This window comes from Cohnella rhizosphaerae (assembly GCF_029525575.1).
In the GTDB taxonomy this organism is placed as follows: domain Bacteria; phylum Bacillota; class Bacilli; order Paenibacillales; family Paenibacillaceae; genus Cohnella; species Cohnella rhizosphaerae.
Genome location: NZ_JAPDIA010000007.1, coordinates 704,136 through 723,370 on the forward strand (window position 1 = coordinate 704,136; position 19,235 = coordinate 723,370).

19 protein-coding genes and 2 pseudogenes are annotated in these 19,235 nt (G+C 61.8%); 11 read left to right on the forward strand and 10 right to left on the reverse strand.

Annotation, left to right across the window (positions count from 1 at the left end):
• Positions 1 to 7: 7 nt before the first annotated feature.
• The 5 genes and pseudogenes from OMP40_RS21070 to OMP40_RS21090 all read right to left on the reverse strand — a co-directional run.
• Positions 8 to 379, reverse strand: a pseudogene (locus tag OMP40_RS21070) (sensor histidine kinase); the annotation flags it as partial.
• A gap of 17 nt (positions 380 to 396) precedes the next feature.
• Complete coding sequence (locus OMP40_RS21075; protein ID WP_277534296.1) at positions 397 to 1,374, reverse strand: cache domain-containing protein; 978 nt, start codon at positions 1,372 to 1,374, stop codon at positions 397 to 399.
• Positions 1,375 to 1,428: 54 nt separating this feature from the next.
• On the reverse strand, positions 1,429 to 2,073 hold the full coding sequence (locus OMP40_RS21080) for a carbohydrate ABC transporter permease (RefSeq protein ID WP_277534299.1): 645 nt from the start codon (positions 2,071 to 2,073) through the stop codon (positions 1,429 to 1,431).
• Positions 2,074 to 2,257: 184 nt separating this feature from the next.
• A complete protein-coding gene (locus tag OMP40_RS21085; RefSeq protein ID WP_338131220.1) occupies positions 2,258 to 2,932 on the reverse strand; it encodes a carbohydrate ABC transporter permease in 675 nt (224 codons plus the stop codon).
• Entirely contained in the window at positions 2,859 to 3,152 is a 294-nt protein-coding gene (locus OMP40_RS21090; RefSeq protein ID WP_277534301.1) for a carbohydrate ABC transporter permease, read from the reverse strand. The genes OMP40_RS21085 and OMP40_RS21090 overlap by 74 nt, the downstream gene beginning before the upstream one ends.
• Before the next feature lie 261 nt (positions 3,153 to 3,413).
• On the opposite strand from OMP40_RS21090, the gene OMP40_RS21095 reads away from it, so the two are divergent.
• From OMP40_RS21095 to OMP40_RS21105, 3 genes are all read left to right on the forward strand, one after another.
• A complete protein-coding gene (locus OMP40_RS21095; RefSeq protein WP_277534303.1) occupies positions 3,414 to 4,772 on the forward strand; it encodes a CynX/NimT family MFS transporter in 1,359 nt (452 codons plus the stop codon).
• A gap of 236 nt (positions 4,773 to 5,008) precedes the next feature.
• Positions 5,009 to 5,440: a DUF1641 domain-containing protein gene (locus tag OMP40_RS21100; protein WP_090117143.1), complete on the forward strand. Its 432-nt coding sequence runs from the start codon at positions 5,009 to 5,011 to the stop codon at positions 5,438 to 5,440.
• 36 nt (positions 5,441 to 5,476) lie between these two features.
• Complete coding sequence (locus OMP40_RS21105; RefSeq protein WP_277534309.1) at positions 5,477 to 6,658, forward strand: NAD(P)/FAD-dependent oxidoreductase; 1,182 nt, start codon at positions 5,477 to 5,479, stop codon at positions 6,656 to 6,658.
• Positions 6,659 to 6,930: 272 nt separating this feature from the next.
• Here OMP40_RS21105 and OMP40_RS21110 read toward each other — a convergent pair whose 3' ends face one another.
• Positions 6,931 to 7,275 (reverse strand): hypothetical protein, encoded by a 345-nt coding sequence (locus OMP40_RS21110; protein ID WP_277534311.1) that lies wholly within the window; start codon positions 7,273 to 7,275, stop codon positions 6,931 to 6,933.
• 23 nt (positions 7,276 to 7,298) lie between these two features.
• Complete coding sequence (locus OMP40_RS21115) at positions 7,299 to 7,688, reverse strand: hypothetical protein (RefSeq protein ID WP_277534312.1); 390 nt, start codon at positions 7,686 to 7,688, stop codon at positions 7,299 to 7,301.
• A 336-nt stretch (positions 7,689 to 8,024) separates the two neighbouring features.
• Here OMP40_RS21115 and OMP40_RS21120 point away from each other — a divergent pair, with 336 nt between their 5' ends.
• From OMP40_RS21120 to OMP40_RS21135, 4 genes and pseudogenes are all read left to right on the forward strand, one after another.
• On the forward strand, positions 8,025 to 9,017 hold the full coding sequence (locus tag OMP40_RS21120) for an ABC transporter substrate-binding protein (protein WP_277534314.1): 993 nt from the start codon (positions 8,025 to 8,027) through the stop codon (positions 9,015 to 9,017).
• A 125-nt stretch (positions 9,018 to 9,142) separates the two neighbouring features.
• A complete protein-coding gene (locus tag OMP40_RS21125) occupies positions 9,143 to 9,427 on the forward strand; it encodes an alpha/beta-type small acid-soluble spore protein (protein ID WP_217593482.1) in 285 nt (94 codons plus the stop codon).
• A 1,061-nt stretch (positions 9,428 to 10,488) separates the two neighbouring features.
• Positions 10,489 to 10,743, forward strand: a pseudogene (locus tag OMP40_RS21130) (ATP-dependent DNA helicase); the annotation flags it as partial.
• Positions 10,744 to 10,936: 193 nt separating this feature from the next.
• Positions 10,937 to 12,106, forward strand: coding sequence for an ATP-dependent DNA helicase (locus OMP40_RS21135; protein ID WP_277534316.1), 1,170 nt, complete (start codon positions 10,937 to 10,939; stop codon positions 12,104 to 12,106).
• Here OMP40_RS21135 and OMP40_RS21140 read toward each other — a convergent pair.
• Positions 12,103 to 12,591, reverse strand: a complete 489-nt coding sequence (locus OMP40_RS21140) for a hypothetical protein (RefSeq protein WP_277534318.1) — start codon at positions 12,589 to 12,591, stop codon at positions 12,103 to 12,105. The genes OMP40_RS21135 and OMP40_RS21140 overlap by 4 nt on opposite strands.
• Positions 12,592 to 13,021: 430 nt before the next feature.
• Here OMP40_RS21140 and OMP40_RS21145 point away from each other — a divergent pair, with 430 nt between their 5' ends.
• Positions 13,022 to 13,606 (forward strand): hypothetical protein, encoded by a 585-nt coding sequence (locus tag OMP40_RS21145; protein ID WP_277534319.1) that lies wholly within the window; start codon positions 13,022 to 13,024, stop codon positions 13,604 to 13,606.
• Positions 13,590 to 14,378 (forward strand): HNH endonuclease, encoded by a 789-nt coding sequence (locus tag OMP40_RS21150; protein ID WP_277534320.1) that lies wholly within the window; start codon positions 13,590 to 13,592, stop codon positions 14,376 to 14,378. The genes OMP40_RS21145 and OMP40_RS21150 overlap by 17 nt, the downstream gene beginning before the upstream one ends.
• 697 nt (positions 14,379 to 15,075) lie before the next feature.
• Here OMP40_RS21150 and OMP40_RS21155 read toward each other — a convergent pair.
• Entirely contained in the window at positions 15,076 to 15,972 is an 897-nt protein-coding gene (locus OMP40_RS21155; protein WP_277534322.1) for an AraC family transcriptional regulator, read from the reverse strand.
• A 191-nt stretch (positions 15,973 to 16,163) separates the two neighbouring features.
• On the opposite strand from OMP40_RS21155, the gene OMP40_RS21160 reads away from it, so the two are divergent.
• Positions 16,164 to 17,006 carry a phytanoyl-CoA dioxygenase family protein gene (locus OMP40_RS21160; RefSeq protein ID WP_277534323.1) on the forward strand — a complete coding sequence of 281 codons (843 nt, stop codon included), beginning with the start codon at positions 16,164 to 16,166 and terminating at the stop codon, positions 17,004 to 17,006.
• Between the two features lie 264 nt (positions 17,007 to 17,270).
• Here OMP40_RS21160 and OMP40_RS21165 read toward each other — a convergent pair whose 3' ends face one another.
• Positions 17,271 to 18,101: a phytanoyl-CoA dioxygenase family protein gene (locus OMP40_RS21165; RefSeq protein WP_277534325.1), complete on the reverse strand. Its 831-nt coding sequence runs from the start codon at positions 18,099 to 18,101 to the stop codon at positions 17,271 to 17,273.
• Between the two features lie 203 nt (positions 18,102 to 18,304).
• On the opposite strand from OMP40_RS21165, the gene OMP40_RS43150 reads away from it, so the two are divergent.
• A complete protein-coding gene (locus OMP40_RS43150) occupies positions 18,305 to 19,210 on the forward strand; it encodes a helix-turn-helix transcriptional regulator (protein ID WP_277534326.1) in 906 nt (301 codons plus the stop codon).
• Positions 19,211 to 19,235 lie beyond the last annotated feature (25 nt).

Genomic DNA, 19,235 nt, shown 5'->3' on the forward strand with positions numbered 1-19,235 from the left:
ACCGGATGCGCTGCAGGCGCATAAACACGCTTACATATTCCAGCTCGCGAAATAGCGGAACCGTCTCGGCCTCCGAGCGAAGGGAGAGCCGGAACAGCTTGCCCAGCAGCGTCACCATGTCGGCGACCTCGTAGTCGCCGTTCATCTCGGCCTTCATGTTGATCGATTCGAGCGTATTGTACAAAAAGTGCGGATTGATCTGGCTTCGCAGCACGGACACCTGCGCTTGCTGGCGGTAGATTTTCATATGAAGCACATGGTTGACCAGCTCGTTGAGCTTGGCCACCATCGCGTTGAAGCTGCGGCCGAGCCGGTTCATCTCATCGTTCGAGCGCGTCTGGAACTTGACGTTGTAGTCGCCCATCTCGACCCTGTGCATCAGGCGCTTCAGCTCCTTCAGGGGGGCGGTTGATCGTCGTCGTCAGCAGTCCGGTCAGCGTGATGGAGACGAGCAGCAGCACGATGGCCGAATTCCACAGCAGTCTGCGGAGAATGACGAGCTCGTTGGACAGATGGCTGACCTCGATCGTGTTGACGAGCGTCCAGCCGGTCGCGGGGGGAACGGACATGGTGGATCATCGTGGCGACGCCGCCGATATCGTCCTTGTAGTAGCCGTAGGAAGCATCCGTCTGGAGCGGGAAGGGCTGGAGCATGCGCGCAGGGTCCGGATGGTAGGCGATGCGTCCGCTGCCGTCGAGAATGAACAGCGTGCCGGCCGCGGAGCTCTTCAGATTTTCCGTCAGGTCTTTAAGGCCGTCCGTCGAAAAATCGAGCAGAAGGACGCCGTAGGACTGCCGGTTGCTCACGTTGACGATGCTGCGCGCATAGGACAGCACGAATTTTTCGCCCGATCTCGTATTCACCTTGTACGGCGGGATCAACAGTCCCTTGCCGTCCATCTTCAGCACCTGCTCGTACCAGCCGGCCGCCTCGAAGCCCGTATGGTCGATCCATTCCCCGGTGCCGTATTGGGAGTACATCACCTGGCCGTCCCCGATCCAGTACGCGCCGAGCAGATCGGAGAAGGGGATGGCCAGTAAAATATTGCGGAGCGCGCGATCGACCATCACCTTCTCGCGGAAGGCGTCGGCGGGGTTGCCGCGGTCGATCTTGGGGCTGATCGTGTCCCAGACGTCGAGATAAAAGGTCGAGGCCATGCGATCGATCTGCTGTACGTACGTGTCGAGATTTTTGCTCACCTGATCGGTAAGGCTCAGGCCGTATTCGCCGACTTTGCGCTGCAAGTTTTCGTTGTAGCGCTGGAAGCCGAACATCGTCAGCAGAATGACCGGCACGATGATCGTGACCGAATAGAGCGAGATAAGCTTGGCGTTGAGATTCCATTCCCGGATCGGGAAGGGCCGCGGATTCATGGCGTCGCCCCCCTGAGGATGATGAACCTGCTGAACGAGCGTCGCCTTGCCCGCCTACCCTTTGACGGAGCCGGCGGCGATTCCTTTAATAATGTACTTTTGGAGGAAAAGGTAAGCGGCCAGCAGCGGAATCACCGACAGCACCATGCCGGGAAACAGCAGGGACCAGTTGGTGACATGCTCGCCGACGAACATGTACAGCTCGATCGTGATCGTCCGCCGGTCCTGATCCTGGAGGAACAGCAGCGGGATGATAAAATCGTTCCACGTGCTGAGCGAGCACAGCACCGCGACCGTCGCCGTCGCGGGCTTGACGATCGGGAACACGGCGACCCAGAACGCTCTGAAGCGGGAGCAGCCGTCGATCCAGGCCGCCTCCTCCAGTTCTCTGGGCGTGGCCTTCAGAAATCCGGCATAAAGAAAGATCGCCATCGGCAGGTTGATCGCCGAATAGATCAGCACCGCGCCGTGGTAGGTATTCACCAGATGCAGCGCGTTGACGAACCGGTACAGCGGGACCATGGCCAGCTGGAAAGGCACCATAATGCCCGCGATAAAATAAATGTACAGAAAATTATAAATTCGGTTCGTTTTCCTGGCAAGCGGGTAGGCGGCAAGCGAGCCGAACAGAACGAGAACCGCCACGGCGCTCGCGGTGATGAGCAGCGTGTTGCCGAGCACGGTCGGGAACCGCATCATCCGCCAGGTGTCCGCATAGTTGTCGAACCGGAGCGAGCCGGGCAGGGAGAGGGGGGAACCCCGCCATCTCCTCGGGCGATTTGAACGTCATGGCGACAATGAAGTAGAACGGGATAAAAAAGACGATGGCCGCGGCGATCATGACGGCTTCAAGGACGACGGTGTTGCGTCGCGCGGTTTTCATTCAGGCGGTCACCTCTCTTTTGCGAAGCAGGAAGATCTGCAGGACGGATACGATCAGGACGAGGAAAAACATAACGACGCCGATCGAGGTGCCGTAGCCGAACTGATTGCGGGAGAAGGCCGTGCTGAACAGCAGCGTCGTGATCGTCTCCGTCGCCTGAAAAGGTCCGCCCTTCGTCGTTACGTAAATGATATCGAAAGCCTTCAGGGAGCCGATGCTGGCCAGCACGATATTGATCGTGAGCGACGGCGCCATGAGCGGGAAGGTGATCGATCTGAACTTGCGCCAGCCGCCGGCCCCGTCGATATCCGCGGCCTCGTAGTAATCGCCCGGAATCGACTGGAGATTGGCTACGAAGATGACCATCGAGTACCCGACATATTGCCAGAGCACGATCAGCACGATGGCGTACAGGGCGAACTTGGGATCGCCGAGCCAGGGCTGCTCCCAGTCTCCCAGGCCTACGGCCCGAAGCAGGCTGTTGAGCAGGCCGCTCTGCGGCTGATAGATATAGAGCCACGTATAGCCGACGACCAGCGGACTTAGAATGGCAGGCGAGAAAAACACCGCGCGCAGCAGCGCTTTGGTCTTCAGCTTGGCGTCAAGCGCCAGCGCGAGGGGGGATCGCCAGTCCGTTCTGGAGCAGGACGACGAGTACCGTGAACAGGAACGTATTGCGGAGCGCCTTGAGGAAGGCCGCGTCCGACGCCAGGTGCGCGAAGTTGCGCAATCCGACGAAGTCCATCGTCTTGGACAGCCCGTTCCAGTTCGTCATGCTGTAATAAAAGCTGGTGACGACAGGTCCCAAAAAGATAATCGTGTAGATCAGAAACGCCGGTGCGATAAACAAGGCCCAGCTTGCATGCTCTCTTTTGCCGAGCGACCATTTTGCCACTTCCATCTCTCCTTGCCGCGCCGCCCGGCGAGCGGCGGGCGGCTTGAATACGTCTAGCATACAAGCGGGGGGAGACGATTCAAAATGATGTAAAATTCATGTTGCTTCTCTTTTTTTTCGGCTTTTTTGAAATTCGCGGAGGAGGGCGTTGTGTTACAATGCGAAGCGGAACCGAATGGCTTCGCCCGAAGACTGAATCGCATGACGGACGGAAGCGCACGCTATTTGGGCGAGTCGCGGACGTGCTGGAGGATGAATCAATTGAACAAACGAACGAATATGCAGCGTTCGCGGCCGGCGGAGGATGCGTACTCGCATTCGGAACAAGAACGCGCCCAGTCCGGTCGCGAGCTCGAGCTTGAGCTTGCCCAGGAACGCGAGCGCGCGGAAAAAGCGAAGCGCGGGCGGCTGCTCTGGCTGGCCGTGGGCATCGTGCTTATCGCCGCCAACCTGCGCGGCGCCCTCACCGCGGTCGGTCCGTTGGTCGGCCGGATCAAGGACGACCTGAGCCTGTCCGGCGCGGGCGCCGGCATGCTGACGACGCTCGGCTTGCTCGCCTTCGCGGCGATCTCGCCCGTCGCGCCCAAGCTGTCGCGGCGCTTCGGCGCGGAGAACACGCTGCTCGCCGGCATGGCCTTGATCACGGTCGGCGTCATCGTGCGAGCCGTGCCGTACTCGGCGCTGTTATTCGCGGGCACCTTATTGATCGGCGTCGGCATCGGCCTGGGCAACGTGCTCGTGCCCGCGCTCATCAAGCGGGACTTCGCTAGCCGCGCCGGCCTCATGACCGGCATCTACTCGGTCGCGCTGACGCTTGTCGCCGGCATCGCATCCGGCGTCAGCATCCCGATCGCGGACGCGCCGGGCTTCGGCTGGCGCGGCGCGCTCGGCGTATGGGGCCTCGCCTCGGCGCTGGCGATGGTCGCCTGGCTGCCGCAGGTGAGCCGCGGCCGGCGCGAGGGGCGCAGTGCAAGCAGCTCGGCGTCGCCATCCGCGCGCCCCTGGCGGTCGCCGCTGGCGTGGCAGGTGTCGCTCTTCATGGGCTTCCAATCGATTATTTTTTACGTCAACGTCACCTGGCTGCCCGAGCTTTTGCAGGACCGCGGCATGAGCCCGGGGACTGCCGGCTGGATGCTGTCGCTCATGCAAATCGTCGGCCTGCCCGCGAATTTCCTCGCGCCGGTGCTCGCCGCTCGGCGTCCGAGCCAGCGGGGCATCATGACGGTCGTGATGGCGATGCTGCTCGTCGGCTATGCCGGCCTTCTTTTCGATTCAGGCGCGGGACCTTTAACGGTTGCGTGGGTGCTCCTGATCGGGATCGGCGCAGGCGCCAGCTTCAGCCTTTGCCTCGTGTTTTTTTCGCTGCGCACCCGCACCGCGACCGAGGCGACGGAGCTGTCCGGCATGGCCCAGTTCGTGGGTTATCTCGTGGCCGCGGTCGGCCCCGCTTTTATCGGCTTCGTGCACGACAGCTCCGGCGGGTGGCATACGCCGCTCGTGGTCATGGTCGTCGTCGTAGCGCTGGCCGCGCTTTTCGGGCTGGGATCGAGCAGGGCCGCCTATGTTTCGCCGGCGTCCGCGGGAATCTCCCCGAATTCGACAGGCGGCGACACAAAATAGACACAATTAACCTTTTTTATTTTTTTTACATCTGGGACGCAAACGGGTGTAAAATGGGGAACAAGGGTTCATTTCGACCTTCCGGATCGAATACGAAGAAGCCAAAGGAATAGCGGCACGCCTTTTTTATGTGAAAAATGGTACAAATGTCGCCCGCCTCCCCCAGCCCCTTCGTCCGCCGAGACGGAGAATCGCAAGAGACCGCATGACCTTACTGTAAAGGAGGACTTTGTCTCATGACTACCACACCGCAAACGCAAGGCGCCGAGCAAGCCGTCGACGCGCAAAAGGCCCAGGATGTGCTGGATCAACTGATGAAGCCGGAAGTTCAACAATCGCTCACTACGCTGGTGGACAACCTGCCCAAGCTGACCGAGATGGTGACGACGCTGACCGCGGCGTACGACTTCGCTTCCGGCCTCGCGAAGGACCAAGTTTTCATCAACGATACGAAGGCCGGCATCGTCGAGTTTTTCACGCCGGTCGTCGACAAGGCCAAGGGTCTCGCATCCGCGGCCATCGAAGCGGGCGACCGCGCCGAAGCCGACACGCAGGCCGTCGGCCTGTTCGGTCTGCTCAAGATGCTGAAGGATCCGCAAGTGCAGAAGACGCTGCGCTATACCCAAGCATTCCTGAACGTACTGGCGGAGCGCCAGCAGCAACGCTAATCCCCAAACCACTGACTCACGAACGGAGGATGGACCATGGCTAAACAAATCTTGATCCTGGGCGGCGGTTACGGCGGGTTGCTGAGCGCGCTGACGGCTCGTCAGCACCTGAGCGTCCACGAAGCGGCGATTACGGTCATCAACCGTTATCCGACCCACCAGATCATCACCGAGCTGCACCGTCTGGCTGCGGGCACGATCAGCGAACCGGCTGTCGCGCTGCCGCTTGCCAAGCTGCTGAAGAACCAAGGCATCAACCTGATCATCGATACGGTCAAGGAGATCAAGCCGAACGACAAAAAGGTGACGACGGCCGGCGGCGGCACGTACACGTACGACAACCTCGTCATCGCGCTCGGCTCCGAGACGGCTTACTTCGGCATCCCTGGCTTGCAGGAGAACAGCTTCGTGCTGAAGTCCGTGAGCGACGCCAACAAGATCCGCGAGCACGTTCACGCGCGCCTTGACGCCTACAAGGCGTCCAAGGACCCGGCCGACGCGACGATCGTCGTCGGCGGCGGCGGCCTGACGGGCATCGAGCTCGTCGGCGAATTCGCCGACAAGCTGCCTGAAGTCGCACGCGCCAAGGGCATCGACCCGGCCGACATCAAGCTCTACGTCGTCGAAGCCGGCCCGGCGATTCTGCCGATCTTCCCGCCGGAGCTCATCGCCCGCGCGCAAGCGAGCCTCGAGAAGCGCGGCGTCGAGTTTATCATCAGCGTAGCGATCACCGAAGCTTCCAAGGACACCGTCTCCCTGAAGGACGGCCGTACGCTGAAGTCCAACACGATCATCTGGACCGGCGGCGTCCAGGGTCACGAGATCGTCGCCAACTGCGGCATCGAAGTGAACCGCGGCCGCGCATCGGTCACCGATACGCTCCAGTCGACCTCGCACCCTGAAGTCTACCTCGCAGGCGACTGCGCGGTCGTCATTCCGGGCGAAGGCGCCCGTCCTTACCCGCCGACGGCACAGCTGGCTTGGCAGATGGGCGAGCTCATCGGCCACAACCTGGCAGCGGTGATCAAGGGCGGCGTGCAGGACACGTTCCAGCCGGTATTCTCCGGTACGCTGGGCAGCCTCGGCCGCAAGGACGCGGTCGGCACCGTCGGCGCGAGCAACACGCGCTTCAAGGGCTTCCCTGCGACGCTGATGAAGGAAATGAGCAACATCCGCTACCTGACGCATATCAAGGGTCTGTTCGCGGTGCTTGAATAGGAATAACGGGTCAGAAAAAAAGTCGTTCCCGTCCGGCATAATACCGGACTAGGAACGACTTTTTTTATTTGTACTCCACTGCCGGGCCTTCCACTGACCAACTCGGTGTCGCACCCTTGCTAAGATTTTGATTTAAATTCACGACGACCACCTCGCCGTTAACTCGCTCCCAGAACAGTATCGCTTTTCCTTCGGATTTGTTAAGAAGCAGTGCCGGCCAATAATCGCCAGGCTTCAATGCTTCTCTCTTTACTTCAGAATTAAAGGCAGCATTAAATGAGAAGGCTTCTTTTTTGCGTTAAATGATTGGTAAACTCAATATCCACATCTCCGCTGTTGATGAGCTCCCAAGCTTTGTCGTCTTGTACAGCTTCTATCTTGTTTGCTTCAAGCACTTTGAGTGCGCGGTCCCAGCTGTCCTGGATTTTCTTTACGACGCTTTTGTCCTTGATACGGTCAAACATGGGTTGTTCATAGTTGATATGGGCGGTTCCTTGCTCAAATTTCTCTGCCAAGTTTGGCTCATTTGATGCATCCGTAACTTTGGTGGCCAGTATACCAGCTCCAGTAATTGATATCGCCAGAGCAGAAACCACAATTAGTTTTTTGATTTTCATAAAGTTATCCTCCTTAAACTTGATTAAGGGTTATAAACGACCTCACCAGAAAAATCGGCTGGATCGGTAAAGAGATCAAATTCAAAATATTGACTCCAAGCCATGGTATGAGTGTTACTTGCGTTATGAGTGCACGGGGTTGTTCTAGCGTCGGTGTAGATTGGAGCGGAAGTATCTTGCGATAACTTGCTGCCTACAAATTGCCCATTTGTATACCAATCGAAATAGGATCTTCCTAGCGAGGTCTCTGGATAAAACCCATTTTCGATCCCGGAGACGGAGCCTTGAACATAAATCATAGAGGAACAGCTTCCATCAACCCAAATATCTCTTGATGTGTCTACGTAGGCTGAAGCAAGTGAAGACATGCTTAATGCCATTACCGCCATCAATGAAAAAACCTTTTTCCTCATAATTTACCTCCTAATTTAGAATTCTACTACATTTTACTATTGACTGCGAATGGATAAATGATCAAAAATGATCATAAATTTGGGAATATCCTCCTAAAATTACACTTAGAATAAAGTTTATGAAAATTATTCAGATGATATTAATTTGTTTTATACGGCCTCGTGGTATGAAGCGAGTTAACGATATCAGTTACTTCGTAAAACGAATATCATCATCTTGCCTTTTTTATTAGTATTCCGGTATCATAGTCCAAGTGAGATTGAGAATCGTTATCGTTAACAAGTATAATCATACCGCCTAGCACAAACTAACCCCTCCAAGGAGAGAATACCTACATGTCTAAGCTTCGCAAATCAGGCTTGCTCCTCACCTTCATCCTGCTGCTGGTCAGTGTCGTCACCGCTTGCGGCAGCAAAAACAACAATGCTTCGTCGGGCGCATCCCTGTCCGCGAGCGAGAGCGCGTCGGCTTCCGCCAGCGCGAGCCAGACAGCATCCGCACCCGCATCGTCCGACGACGGCGCGACGACGAAAAAGGTCACCGACGGCATGGGCCGCGAGATCGAGGTGCCCGTCAAGGCGCAGCGCGTCGTCGCGCTTAACAACTTCGGCGATCTGCTGGCGCTGGGCGTCAAACCGGTCGGCACGATCAACTATTACCTCGACAAGTATAAGGACGAGCCGGAAGCCGTCGCCGGCATCGAAAGCGTTGGCGACCAGGAAGCGGACAACGAGAAGGTACTGGCGGCGACGCCCGACCTGATCATCGTAAGCAACTACTTCAAGCCCGAAGTCGTCGACGCGCTGCAGAAGATCGCGCCGACCTACGCGACTACGTTCGGCCGCACGCCGTACGAGCAGTTGGACGATCTGGCCGCGCTGCTGGACGTCGAAGCGCAGAAGCAGGCGTTCCTGGACAGCTTCAAGGCCGAAGCCGCGGACGCCAAGGAGAAGCTGAAGGGTAAGATCGCCGCAGGCGAGAAGGTCGGCATTCTCCAATTTTGGAGTAAGAAAATTTACGAGCATCAGACGAAGGTGTTCACGCCGCTGTACGAGGATATCGGCTTCCTGCCGACCGAGCACGTCAAGACGCTCACCGCCACGACCGAGGTTACCCAGGAGGCCGTGCCGACGAACGTGGCGGATGCGGATCGCCTGTTCATCATGGTCGACGGCCAAGCCGACATCGATACCTACAATTCCCTTAAGGAATCGGCCTGGAAGAACATTCCGGCGGTTCAAAAAAAACCAGGTGTACCTCGTGGACAGCGGACACTGGAACGATTTCAGCGCCGCTGCGCTGCAATGGCAGCTGCGCGATGTCGTTAAGCTGCTGAGCAAATAAAGTCGCATAAAGGAGCTGCCAGCATCTGCTGTCCGCTCCTTTTCTTTTCGGAATAATGAAGCTTCGATCGCGCAAGCTAGCATTATCCGATAAAAAGGTGGTGCGAAGCATGTCCAGAAGAAGATCGAGACGGCTCGCCGTTCCCGGCGCCGAGCAGGGCGTCAATGCGTTCAAGGCGGAGGTTATGCGCAAGGAAGGCTATACGGTAGATCCGGCACATCCCGACGACGTAAAGTACGAGGTCGCCAAGTCGCTAGGCGTGCCGTTGACGCCGGGGGACAACGGTCACCTCACGACGGAGGACGCCGGCCATGTGGGCGGCAAGATCGGCGGCTCCATGGTGCGCGAGATGATCCGAATGGCGCAGGAAAAGCTGTCGCAAAGACAGCCTTGACCGGTCCGCCATCCGCAAATAACGAAGCCCGCCGGCGCATCCGCGTCCAGGCGGGTTTTGTTATGGCCGTCTTTTCCTATGCCGCAAGCTTCGTGATACAATGAGAGAACAAATGTTCCGGCGTAAAAGGGCGGTACGGCTTGGGGGACGGACGATATGCGGGGAACGGTCACGATCGCGGTCAGGCCGCTGGTCGAATACGCGCTGCGGAGCGGCGATCTGGCGAGCGGCTTCCGCCAGGCGTCCGCGCTGGCCGACGGGGTCAAGGCGCACCAGCAGGTGCAGGAGGCTTACGGGGAGCAGGATCGCAAAGAGGTTCAACTGCGCACCGAGATCGAGCATGGGAATCTGCTGTTCGTCATCGAGGGTCGCTGCGACGGGTTGCTGGCGGGCGAAGACGGCAGCGCGACGATCGAGGAGATCAAGTCGACGGGCGGGGACCTGCCGGCTTCCGAGGCGGAGACGCCGGAGGTGCACTGGGCGCAGGCTTATTGCTATGCCTACATGCACGCCAAGGTGGAGGGCATCGATCGGATCCGGGTGAGAATGACCTACGTGGAGACGCGGGGGGGACGGAGGAGCCAGGAGGTCGTTCGAGCGGACGGCCGACTACGCGGAACTGGAGCGGCGCGTCATGGACTACGTCGAGCGCTATGCGCCGTTCGCGGAGCTTCAGCTGCGGCATCGCGCAGCCCGGGACGAGAGCATCGCCGGCCTCGCCTTCCCGTATCCGGCGTACCGCGCGGGCCAGCGCAAGCTGGCGGGCGCCGTCTACCGGAGCATCGAGGCGGGCCACCAGCTGTTCGCGCGCGCGCCGACCGGCATCGGCAAGACGATGTCGACGCTGTACCCCGCCGTGAAGTCGATCGGCGAAGGAAAGCTGGCGCGGCTGTTCTACCTAACCGCGCGAACGACGACGCGGGCTTCGGCCGAGGACGCGCTGCGTCGCATGCAGGACGGCGGACTGCGGCTGCACGCGGTGACGATCACCGCCAAGGACAAGCTTTGCGCGGCCGCGGCCGCGCAGTCGGGCGGTCCCGGATGCGCCGGGGGGCGTTTGCATGTATGCGGAGGGCTTTTACGACCGTATCAACGCGGCCGTGCTCGACCTGCTGTCGAACGAGACGCTGATGGGAAAGGACGAGCTGCTGCGGTATGCCGGGAAGCATCGGGTATGCCCGTTCGAGATGTCGCTGGAGATCGCGTACATCGCGGATGCCGTCATTTGCGACTACAACTACATCTTCGATCCGCGGATCTCGCTTAAGCGCGTCGCCGCGGAATGGAAGGCCGCCTGCGCGCTGCTCGTCGACGAAGCGCACAACCTGCCCGACCGCGCCAGGGAGATGTACTCGGCGGAGCTGTCCAAGCGGGATTTTTTGAACCTGGTCCGCGCCTTCAAAGGCAAGGACGCCGCCGTGCGCGCGGCCGCCAAGGCGGTCGACGCCGCGCTGTTCGCCGTGCGCAAGCGGGGGGGAGGGACAGGGCGCGTTTCTGCTGTCCGAAGGGGTGCCCGAGGCGCTCTCCGAAGCGGTCGAGGCGTTCGCGGAGGCGGCCGAGGGCGCGCTGGTCATGGCGGAGCGAGGCGGGGGCTTCAAAGGCGGCGAGGAGATGCCGGCAGACTCGGCGGGGACTGTAGCGTATGCAACCGCCGAAGTGAGCGACGGCGATCTCGACGCGTCAAGGGACGCTTCCGCTGCGCCCGAAGAAGGCGCCGAGGCGCCGGCGGATCCGCACGAGCTGCTGCTCGATGCTTATTTTGCCGCGTTAGGCTGGATACGGACCGTCAAGCTGTTCGATCCGGAACGCCACGTCGTCTATGCCGAGCGTCAGCGCGCGGATCTGAGGATCAAGATCTTTTGCATGGACCCGTCTCGCCTGCTGCGCCAGATGCGCAAGGGCTACCGCTCCCAGATCTGCTTTTCGGCGACGCTGTTTCCGCTGAGCTACTACATGGAGCTGCTGGGCGCAGAGGAAACGGATTATTCCGTGTCGGTGCCTTCCCCCTTCCGCGCCGAGCAGTGGGAGACCGAGATCGTCCCGCTGTCCACGCGTTATGCCGACCGGGAGACGAACCGCGATCGGATCGCGGCCGCCATGCTGGCGCTGGCAAGCGGGCGTCCCGGGCGTTATTTGTTCTTTTTCCCGTCGTACGCTTATATGAACGCGGTCTACGAAGCTTTCGCGGAGCAAGGCGGCGACGCCCTCCGCACGCTGCTGCAGCGGCCGGAGATGACCGAGGACGAGCGTGCCGGCTATCTCGCCGCGTTCGAGGCGGACGGCGGCGAGGCGCTCGTCGGCTTCGCGGTGCTGGGCGGCGTCTTCTCGGAGGGCATCGATCTGGCCGGCGACAGGCTGCAGGGCGTCGTCATCGTCGGCGTGGGCATGCCGCAGCCGAGCTTCGAGCGGGACCTGATGCGGTCGCATTTCGACGCTGCCGGATTGCCCGGGTTCGACTATGCCTACGTTTATCCCGGGATGAACAAGGTGCTCCAGGCGGGCGGGCGGCTCATCCGGACCGAGTCGGACAGCGGCGTGCTGGTGCTGATCGACGACCGGTACGGACGCGCGCCGTACCGGCGGCTACTGCCCGGGGAGTGGGGGGGCGGAAGGTCGCGACGGACGATAAAAATCCGCAGCGGAGCGCGGGCGCGCAGGTCTGCGGATCGGAATTTTTAGAGATTGATATGTCCGGCCTTCATCGGACCTTCCTTGCCGGCATGATAGACGTCGAGACCGCCGTCCGGGCTTTCGAGCACCGCGTACGGGCAGCAATCGTAAAGGATCAGGCCGCGCAGCGTGCCTTTGACCGCGTAGGATTCATGATAGCCTTTTTTCAGATCGCCAAAGTCGTTGGCCGTATACACGTGCACGGTGTCGCCGACCTGCTCGGCATAGTTGTGGTTCGTCCGGTTGGCCGCCTTCTTCATCGGCTTAAAGGAGATATGGCCGCTCATGTATTCCTCGGTCGTGTTCTTTTCCTTGCCTTTGGCGAACTCGGGCCACAGGTCGCTGAACACCGTCAAGCCGGCCTTGTCGTTGTAGACGAGGATCAGCGGGATCGTCGCCGGACCGTATGGCAGCGTGAACAGGTCGATCAGCTTGCCGTCGTGGAATTTGCCGTTCGTCTGGAACAGCTGCTTTTCGCTGTCGTGCACGAACACGCGGTTGCCGACCTGCAGGGCGGCGAACCCTTTTTTCGCTGTCGGATTTTACGACCGCGTCGGCGGCCTGGGCCGCGCCGGGCGCGATGAGCGCGAGGGCCAGCGCCGCCGCCGCGGTCAGGCGCAGCGCGTTTTTGTTGAACTTCATCTTTCGATCTCTCCTTCGTTCGTTCCGTCTCGAACGCCGCGCGAGCGGGCTCGACTATGGCATATTGTGGCACGGGGGAGCAGTAATTGGTAAGTTACCGCAGTCATGTGAAATGTAATGCGGATAAATGACGCGGAGCTGCGAGCAGCGGCGATCCAAGGGAGGCTGGAGAGCGTGCGGAAGAGCGCGGCTTGGCGGGAGGCTTGGCTGCGGCCGAGCCAAACGTTGGGAAATCAAGTATAATGGACCTAACACTACGAACGAGATACGGAGCTGACAGCGTTGAGCAAGCCGACGACGACACCGGAGGGCCAGGCGGCATCCGCGGAATTGAAGCAATGCGTGAGCTGCTTCGCGCTTAAACCGATATCGGAGTTCCGCCGCAGATCGGGACGGCGGGCGGGGGCGAACGCGCGCAGGGGCATCTGCAAGCAGTGCAGGGCGGCGCTGCCCGCGGCGGCGTCCGGCGCGGATCGCGCGGCAGACGAGACGGACGTTCCGGCTGCCGCGGCCGAGGCGGGCGCGACAGCGGGCGCCTTCGCCGAAGGCCAGGCGCCTGGCGGCAAGCGGGGCAGGCGTCGGCGCGGACTGCCGGCGGCTGCGCCCGAGGCGGCGCTCGACGAGGCGGCTGCGCTCGCGGTCGCGCCCGAGGAGGCGCCGCGGCCCGCGCGCAAGCGGCGGCGTCGGCGCGGGGGCGCGAACGCCGCGGCCGGCGATGCGCCGCAACCGGTGCCGGCTGCGACGGCTGCGCCTGCGGAAGAGCCTGCGGCGCCCGCGGCCGGCGGCGCGCCGAAGCGTAAGCGGCGCGGCCGGCGCAAGCGCGCCGCGGCAGGCGCGGGGGGGCGCGGGCGTGGCCTCCGCGCCTGAGCGGGACGCGCCAGCGGCGCCGGCGGAGGAGCCGGCTGCGCCCGCAGCAGCGGGGGCGCCGAAGCGCAAGCGGCGCGGCCGGCGCAAACGCGGCGCGTCGCTCGCGGCCGGCGCGAGCGCGGGCACGTCGGCCGCAGCGGGCGCCGGCGCGATTGCGGCGCCGGAGCCGGCGCGGCCCGCGGCGCAGGCCGCCGTGCTGCCGGCTGCGCAGCCGGCGCCCGCCCGGGCGTCCTCGCCGCAGCCGAAGGCGGCCGCCGCGAGGACGCAAAAGGCGCGCCAGGCAGCGCCGGCCGGCGAGGCTGCGCCGCGGGTGCCGCCTCGCGGCTCGGCCCGCGCCCGCGCGACGGCGCCGGGCGGCTCGGCGCGCGGCATCGACCCGCACGATGCGTCGCAGCTCCAGGCGACGCGCGAAGGTTTCGTCCGCATGCGCGGCAGGACCGACAAAGGACGCGGCTGGTACCAGGAGATCGACCTGGAGATGGCGGTTACCTTGGTGCGCGAGCATGCGGCCGTCGTCGTCAACCGCCATACGATCCGCAGACTGCTGAGCAATCGCGATTTTCGGATGATGATCCTGAACCGGGACAAGTATACCTGCTATTTCTGTGGCGACTACGGCGACACGATCGACCATCTGCTGCCTCGCTCCAAGGGCGGGCACACGACGCCGGACAACTGCGTCTGCGCCTGCAACCTGTGCAACCAGACCAAGGCGAACCGCGACCTGGACGAGTTCGTGGCGGCGGGTATTCCGGTCAAACCCCTTGAGTAACGAATAGGAAGCGACAACGCATCGGACCATGATAAACAACCGTCGGGCAAAAGCCCCGGCGGTTATTTATCGTTAGCGACTCGACGGACGATTCCCAGCGGCACAAAGAAACGCCATACAGCGTTACTTCGCCCGCCCCACACCACCTACCGGCTAAAGTAACGCCGTACAACGCCACATGGCCGCCCCGCACCACCTAGTACATGCATGCTTAAATCATTGATCTATCAAATAAGAAGTTTGGGTATGAAGTACCTGCTGGACCGGTCCGCGAAGCTGTAGCGTAACTTTTTGCCCTTACGGCAACTTTTGGACCGGTCCGCGAGGCTGTAGAGTAACTTTTTTGCCCTTCCAGCACCATTTGGACCGGTCAGCGACGCTGTAGAGTAACTTTTTGCCTCTACAGCCCCCCTATGGACCGGTCCGCGAGGCTGTAGAGTAACTTTTTTGCCCTTCCAGCATCATTTGGACCGGTCCGCGAGGCTGTAGAGTAACTTTTTTGCCCTTCCAGCATCATTTGGACCGGTCCGCGAAGCTGTAGAGTAACTTTTTTCCCTTCCAGCACCATTTGGACCGGTCAGCGACGCTGATGAGCGTGTTTGATTTGCGCCGTGCTGCACTAGCGGCCCGAAGTCACGCCCTACCGCGCCACATCGCCAGACTCGCATCCATCCCCCCCAGCAAGGCTGGCCCGCTTCTATACCATCCTCCCCATCCGCCTGTAGGCGCCCGGCGCGCAGCCGACCCGGCGCTTGAACAGCCGCGTGAAGTGGTGGACGGAGCCGAAGTGCAGCCGTTCTGACGTCTCGAGGACGCTCAGGTTCTCGTCCGCCAGCAGTTGCTTGGCGAGCTCCAGCTTGCAGCCGAGAAAGTATTCGTGCGGCGATTGGCCGTACAGTCTCCCAAACAGGGCGGCAGCGTGGTTTTCGTGATAGTGGGTCCACGCAGACAGCCATTCCCTCCGGTAGGATTCCCCGGCCTGCTCCCGAAGTCTGGTCCTGACGGTCTCGAGCAGCGAAGCGGCCGGGTCCTGCTCGGCGCGGGCCTGCCTGATGCGCTCGTGCAGCTCGGTCAGGAAGCGGACGAGCAGCGCTCTCCCGCGCAGATGATGCAAGGCGTCCGCCATGCGGAAATACTGCGCGGCCGACGCGAAGAAGGGCTCGGCGAACGCAGGAGGCAGCGCGATGTGTTCGGGGACCGCGAACCCGCCGGCGGCATCGCCCAATACGAGCCGCGCCTCGGCGACGGGCGGCAAGTCCGATCCACGCCTTATGTCGACGGGCAGCTCGTAGGGGACGGCCCCCGTCGCGGGCAGCTCGCCGACCGGCGCGAAGTGGAGCCCGTACAGGACGAAAGGCGTTTCGTCGTCTGCCTCGAACCGGTGGGGCACCCCGGGCCCGTAGTAAAACAGATCGCCGGGTCCCGCACCGTAGACGCTTCCGCCGATCTCGGCCTTTCCTTTCCCCTCGGCCGTATAGATGAACTGGTGATCCCTCACGAAGCGCGGTCCGAAGGCGAAACCGGGCCCGCAGGCCAGCCTGTTGGCATAGGAGACGACCGGATTCAGCGCCTCCCAGCCGATTCTCAGCTCCATCTTTCATCCCCCCGCCCGCGTTCAAAAACGTCTTTGCAAAGATCAATTTTCGTAAACTTGCATCAAATACGCGTTTGAATCGACGTACTATGATGATCCTGTACATCGTTGAACAAGTCAATGTCCAGAAGCGGCACGCGTCAAAGGCCGAACGCCGGCGTGTCCGCCGCGAACAGGAGGAGGATTCGGAAATGCCGGACGACAACCAAAAAGCGCTTGGAGAACTGGTGGATTCGATGGGACTGCTGCACGATATCGTCGCGCTGCGGAGGCGGCTGCACGAGGAGGGATATTTGTTTTTCAGAGGCCTGCTGGACGCGGACGAGCTGCTCGCCATTCGCGAGGACATGCTGAAGCTGGCCGACGAAGCCGGCTTCGTGAACCGCGACAGACCGCTGCCGGCGGGCATCTATTCGGGGCAAACGTTCCCGGCTTCCCGCAAGTTCGAGACGTCGCCGCTCTACCGCAAGATCTTGGAGCTGCCCCGGTTCAATGCCTTCGGCCGCAACCCCGTGCTGACGCTGCTGTACGGTGGCCTGCTGGACGGCCCCATCCTGGAGCACCGTAGGCGGATCGGCCGCATTACGTTCCCGCAGAGCTTCAAAAACACGACGCCTCCGCACCAGGACTACTTTTATATTAAAGGAACGCCCGATACGTACACCTGCTGGATCGCCGCAGGCGACTGTCCTGCCGAGCTGGGCGGCCTTGCGGTCATGCCGCGCACGAACCATCTGGGCTATATCGAGCACGAGCCGATGCCGGGCACCGGCGGCCACGGCGTACCGCACGACAAATGCGAAGCGCTCGGACTGCCCTGGCTGACGACCGACTTCAAGACCGGCGACCTGCTCCTTTTCCACGGGCTGACCTTGCACAAGGCGCTGGACAACCGGACCGAGGACCGGCTGCGCGTCTCGCTCGAATTCAGGTACCAACGCGCGGAGGACCCGATCGATCCGTCGTCGCAGCAGTATCACATGCATGGGGCATTCGAAACGGAAGAGGCGCCGGAGGTCAAGCAGACCCAATAGGACTCCGGCGAAACGAGCGGCGGCAGGCGAATGCGCGTCCCGGCGCTTAGCCGACGAACAGCCCGACAGTCCAACAGCCGTGCAACGGTCTTTCGCCGCAATGGGCGATACCGGCGCACGGCTGTCGCGTTCGTTTTATCGATTGGCTGCCGTGCCTCGCGCAACTTCACGCGCGAGGCGCGGCGCCGCATGTCGGCCGTCAGCCTCACAAGCGTCCCGGCTCAAACTGGCCGTCAGCCTCACGAGCGTCCCGGCGCTTGCCGATCAGCACTCCGCTCCGGTCAGCTCGTTGGTGAAGACGCGCTTGTACTCCTGCGGCGACATCTTATCGGACGTCTCCAGGGCGTAGTGGAACTGGAGGGCGCGCCTGCGCTTGTCGGACGTGTTGTTGGGGGTGCCGTGGAAGAGCAGGCCGTGGAAAAAGAGGGCGCCGCCCGGCGCGAGGGGCACGGCGACATCGCGCTCGACGGGCACCGCCTCGTCGCAGAGCTGCCAGTCGCGAACGGCGTAATGCGGCACGGCGCCGGACATTTGCGAGCGCGGGATGACGTGCATGCAGCCGTTGTCCAATCCGGCCGCATCGAGCGCGATCCAGACGCCGACGACCGCCTGGTGGAACGCCAGCGGGCCGTACGCCATGTCCTGGTGCCACGGCTTTTCCCCGCCGCCCGTGGGCGGCTTCAGCAGCGCCATATCCTGCACAAGCTTCGCTTTGCCCCCGAGCAGCTTCTCGACGACGGACAGGATGTTGGGATGGTAAGCCATGGCGCGCAGCTGTTCGTCGTGTCCGACGAACTCGTATACCTTCCGGACGGCGAGCTCCCGCTCTGTGTCATCCTTCAGCTCGCGCTGCGGTTTCGTGAATTGGACCTTCGCCTGCGTGTCCGGATCAAAAATAATGCGCTCGATGGCATCGGACGATGCCAACACCTCGGCGGCGCTCAGGATGTCGGATACGGCGATGAAGCCTTGCGTGCGGTAATGAAGATAATCTTCGTCGAGAAGGCTATCGATTCCCTGCAGCGCGGCGTGAATCCCGCGGTGCTTGTACAGCTTTTCGTTGATTTCCTGCGGATCGAGCGGTTTGAGGCTCATCGCGATCACTCCTTTTGGTCTTTGCAGCCAGTATAGCGGCTCGCCGGAAACGCCGGAATGGAGCGAGCGGAGCCGATTTGTATGAAAACGCGACGCATGAAATTATTCCGCGGGAGGTCTTCACGTTCTCGCGGGCTTCGGTATAATGTTAGGCAAAGGACGAACCTCGCACGCCCAATGGCGGCGCGGAAAGGAGCGGCGCCATGGAATGGGGAGCCAACGAGGAACAGCCGGCATTCCGGGACGCCCGTCCGCTGCACGGCGTCGCGTTCGAACCGGGCCGGATCATGGGCAAGGCGCGCTGCGAGCCGGGCTGGAGCTGGCACGTGCAGGCGATGCCGGATTACGATTTTTGGCATGTGCTCGCGGGAACGGGCAGCATGACCGTCAACGGCATCCGATACCCGGTTGTCCCCGGATGTTGCTTCACGCTGCGCCCGGGCGATCGGATCGACGTGGAGCAGCACCCGGACGACCGGCTGACGGTCATCTATTGCCATTTTCGCGTGGCTGTCGACGACGAGAAGGCCGGCAGCTTCCCGCCCCCGCGCCGGCGGGTGGATGTACGCGACGGGGCGCGCTTCGAGGCGCTCATGGGCAGATTGCTGGAGCTGCGCGACATGCCGCCGCTCTGGTCGGAGGTCGAATTCGACTATACGGTCAAGCTGCTCCTGCTGGAGCTGTACCGGAGCGAGCGGGAGACGCAGCCCGCCGGCAGGGCGTCCGTTCGCCATCGGGAACTGGTGCGGAGAGCCAGCGATTCGCTCCGGCAAGGCGCATGGGCGGAGGCCGATCTTGAGGCGGTGGCCGCGGAGGCCGGCGTCTCGCAGCGATACTTGAGCCAGCTGTTCAAACGTCACACCGGCCGGACGCTGAAGTCCTATGCGGCGGCGCTGCGCATGGAACGGGCACGGCTTGCTGCTGGCGGAGTCCGACATGCCGGTCACGCGGATCGCGGAGGCGCTGGGCTATGCCGATTTGTATTCGTTCAGCAAGCTGTTCAAGGCTTACGCCGGGACATCGCCGAGCGGCTACCGCAAGCGCGCCCCGGCGGCCGTGCCGTTGGAATAGCGAGCGTCGCCCTATTTGCAAGCGGTTGCAGTTCATAGGACGTAGCCGGGAAGGAGGAATAGG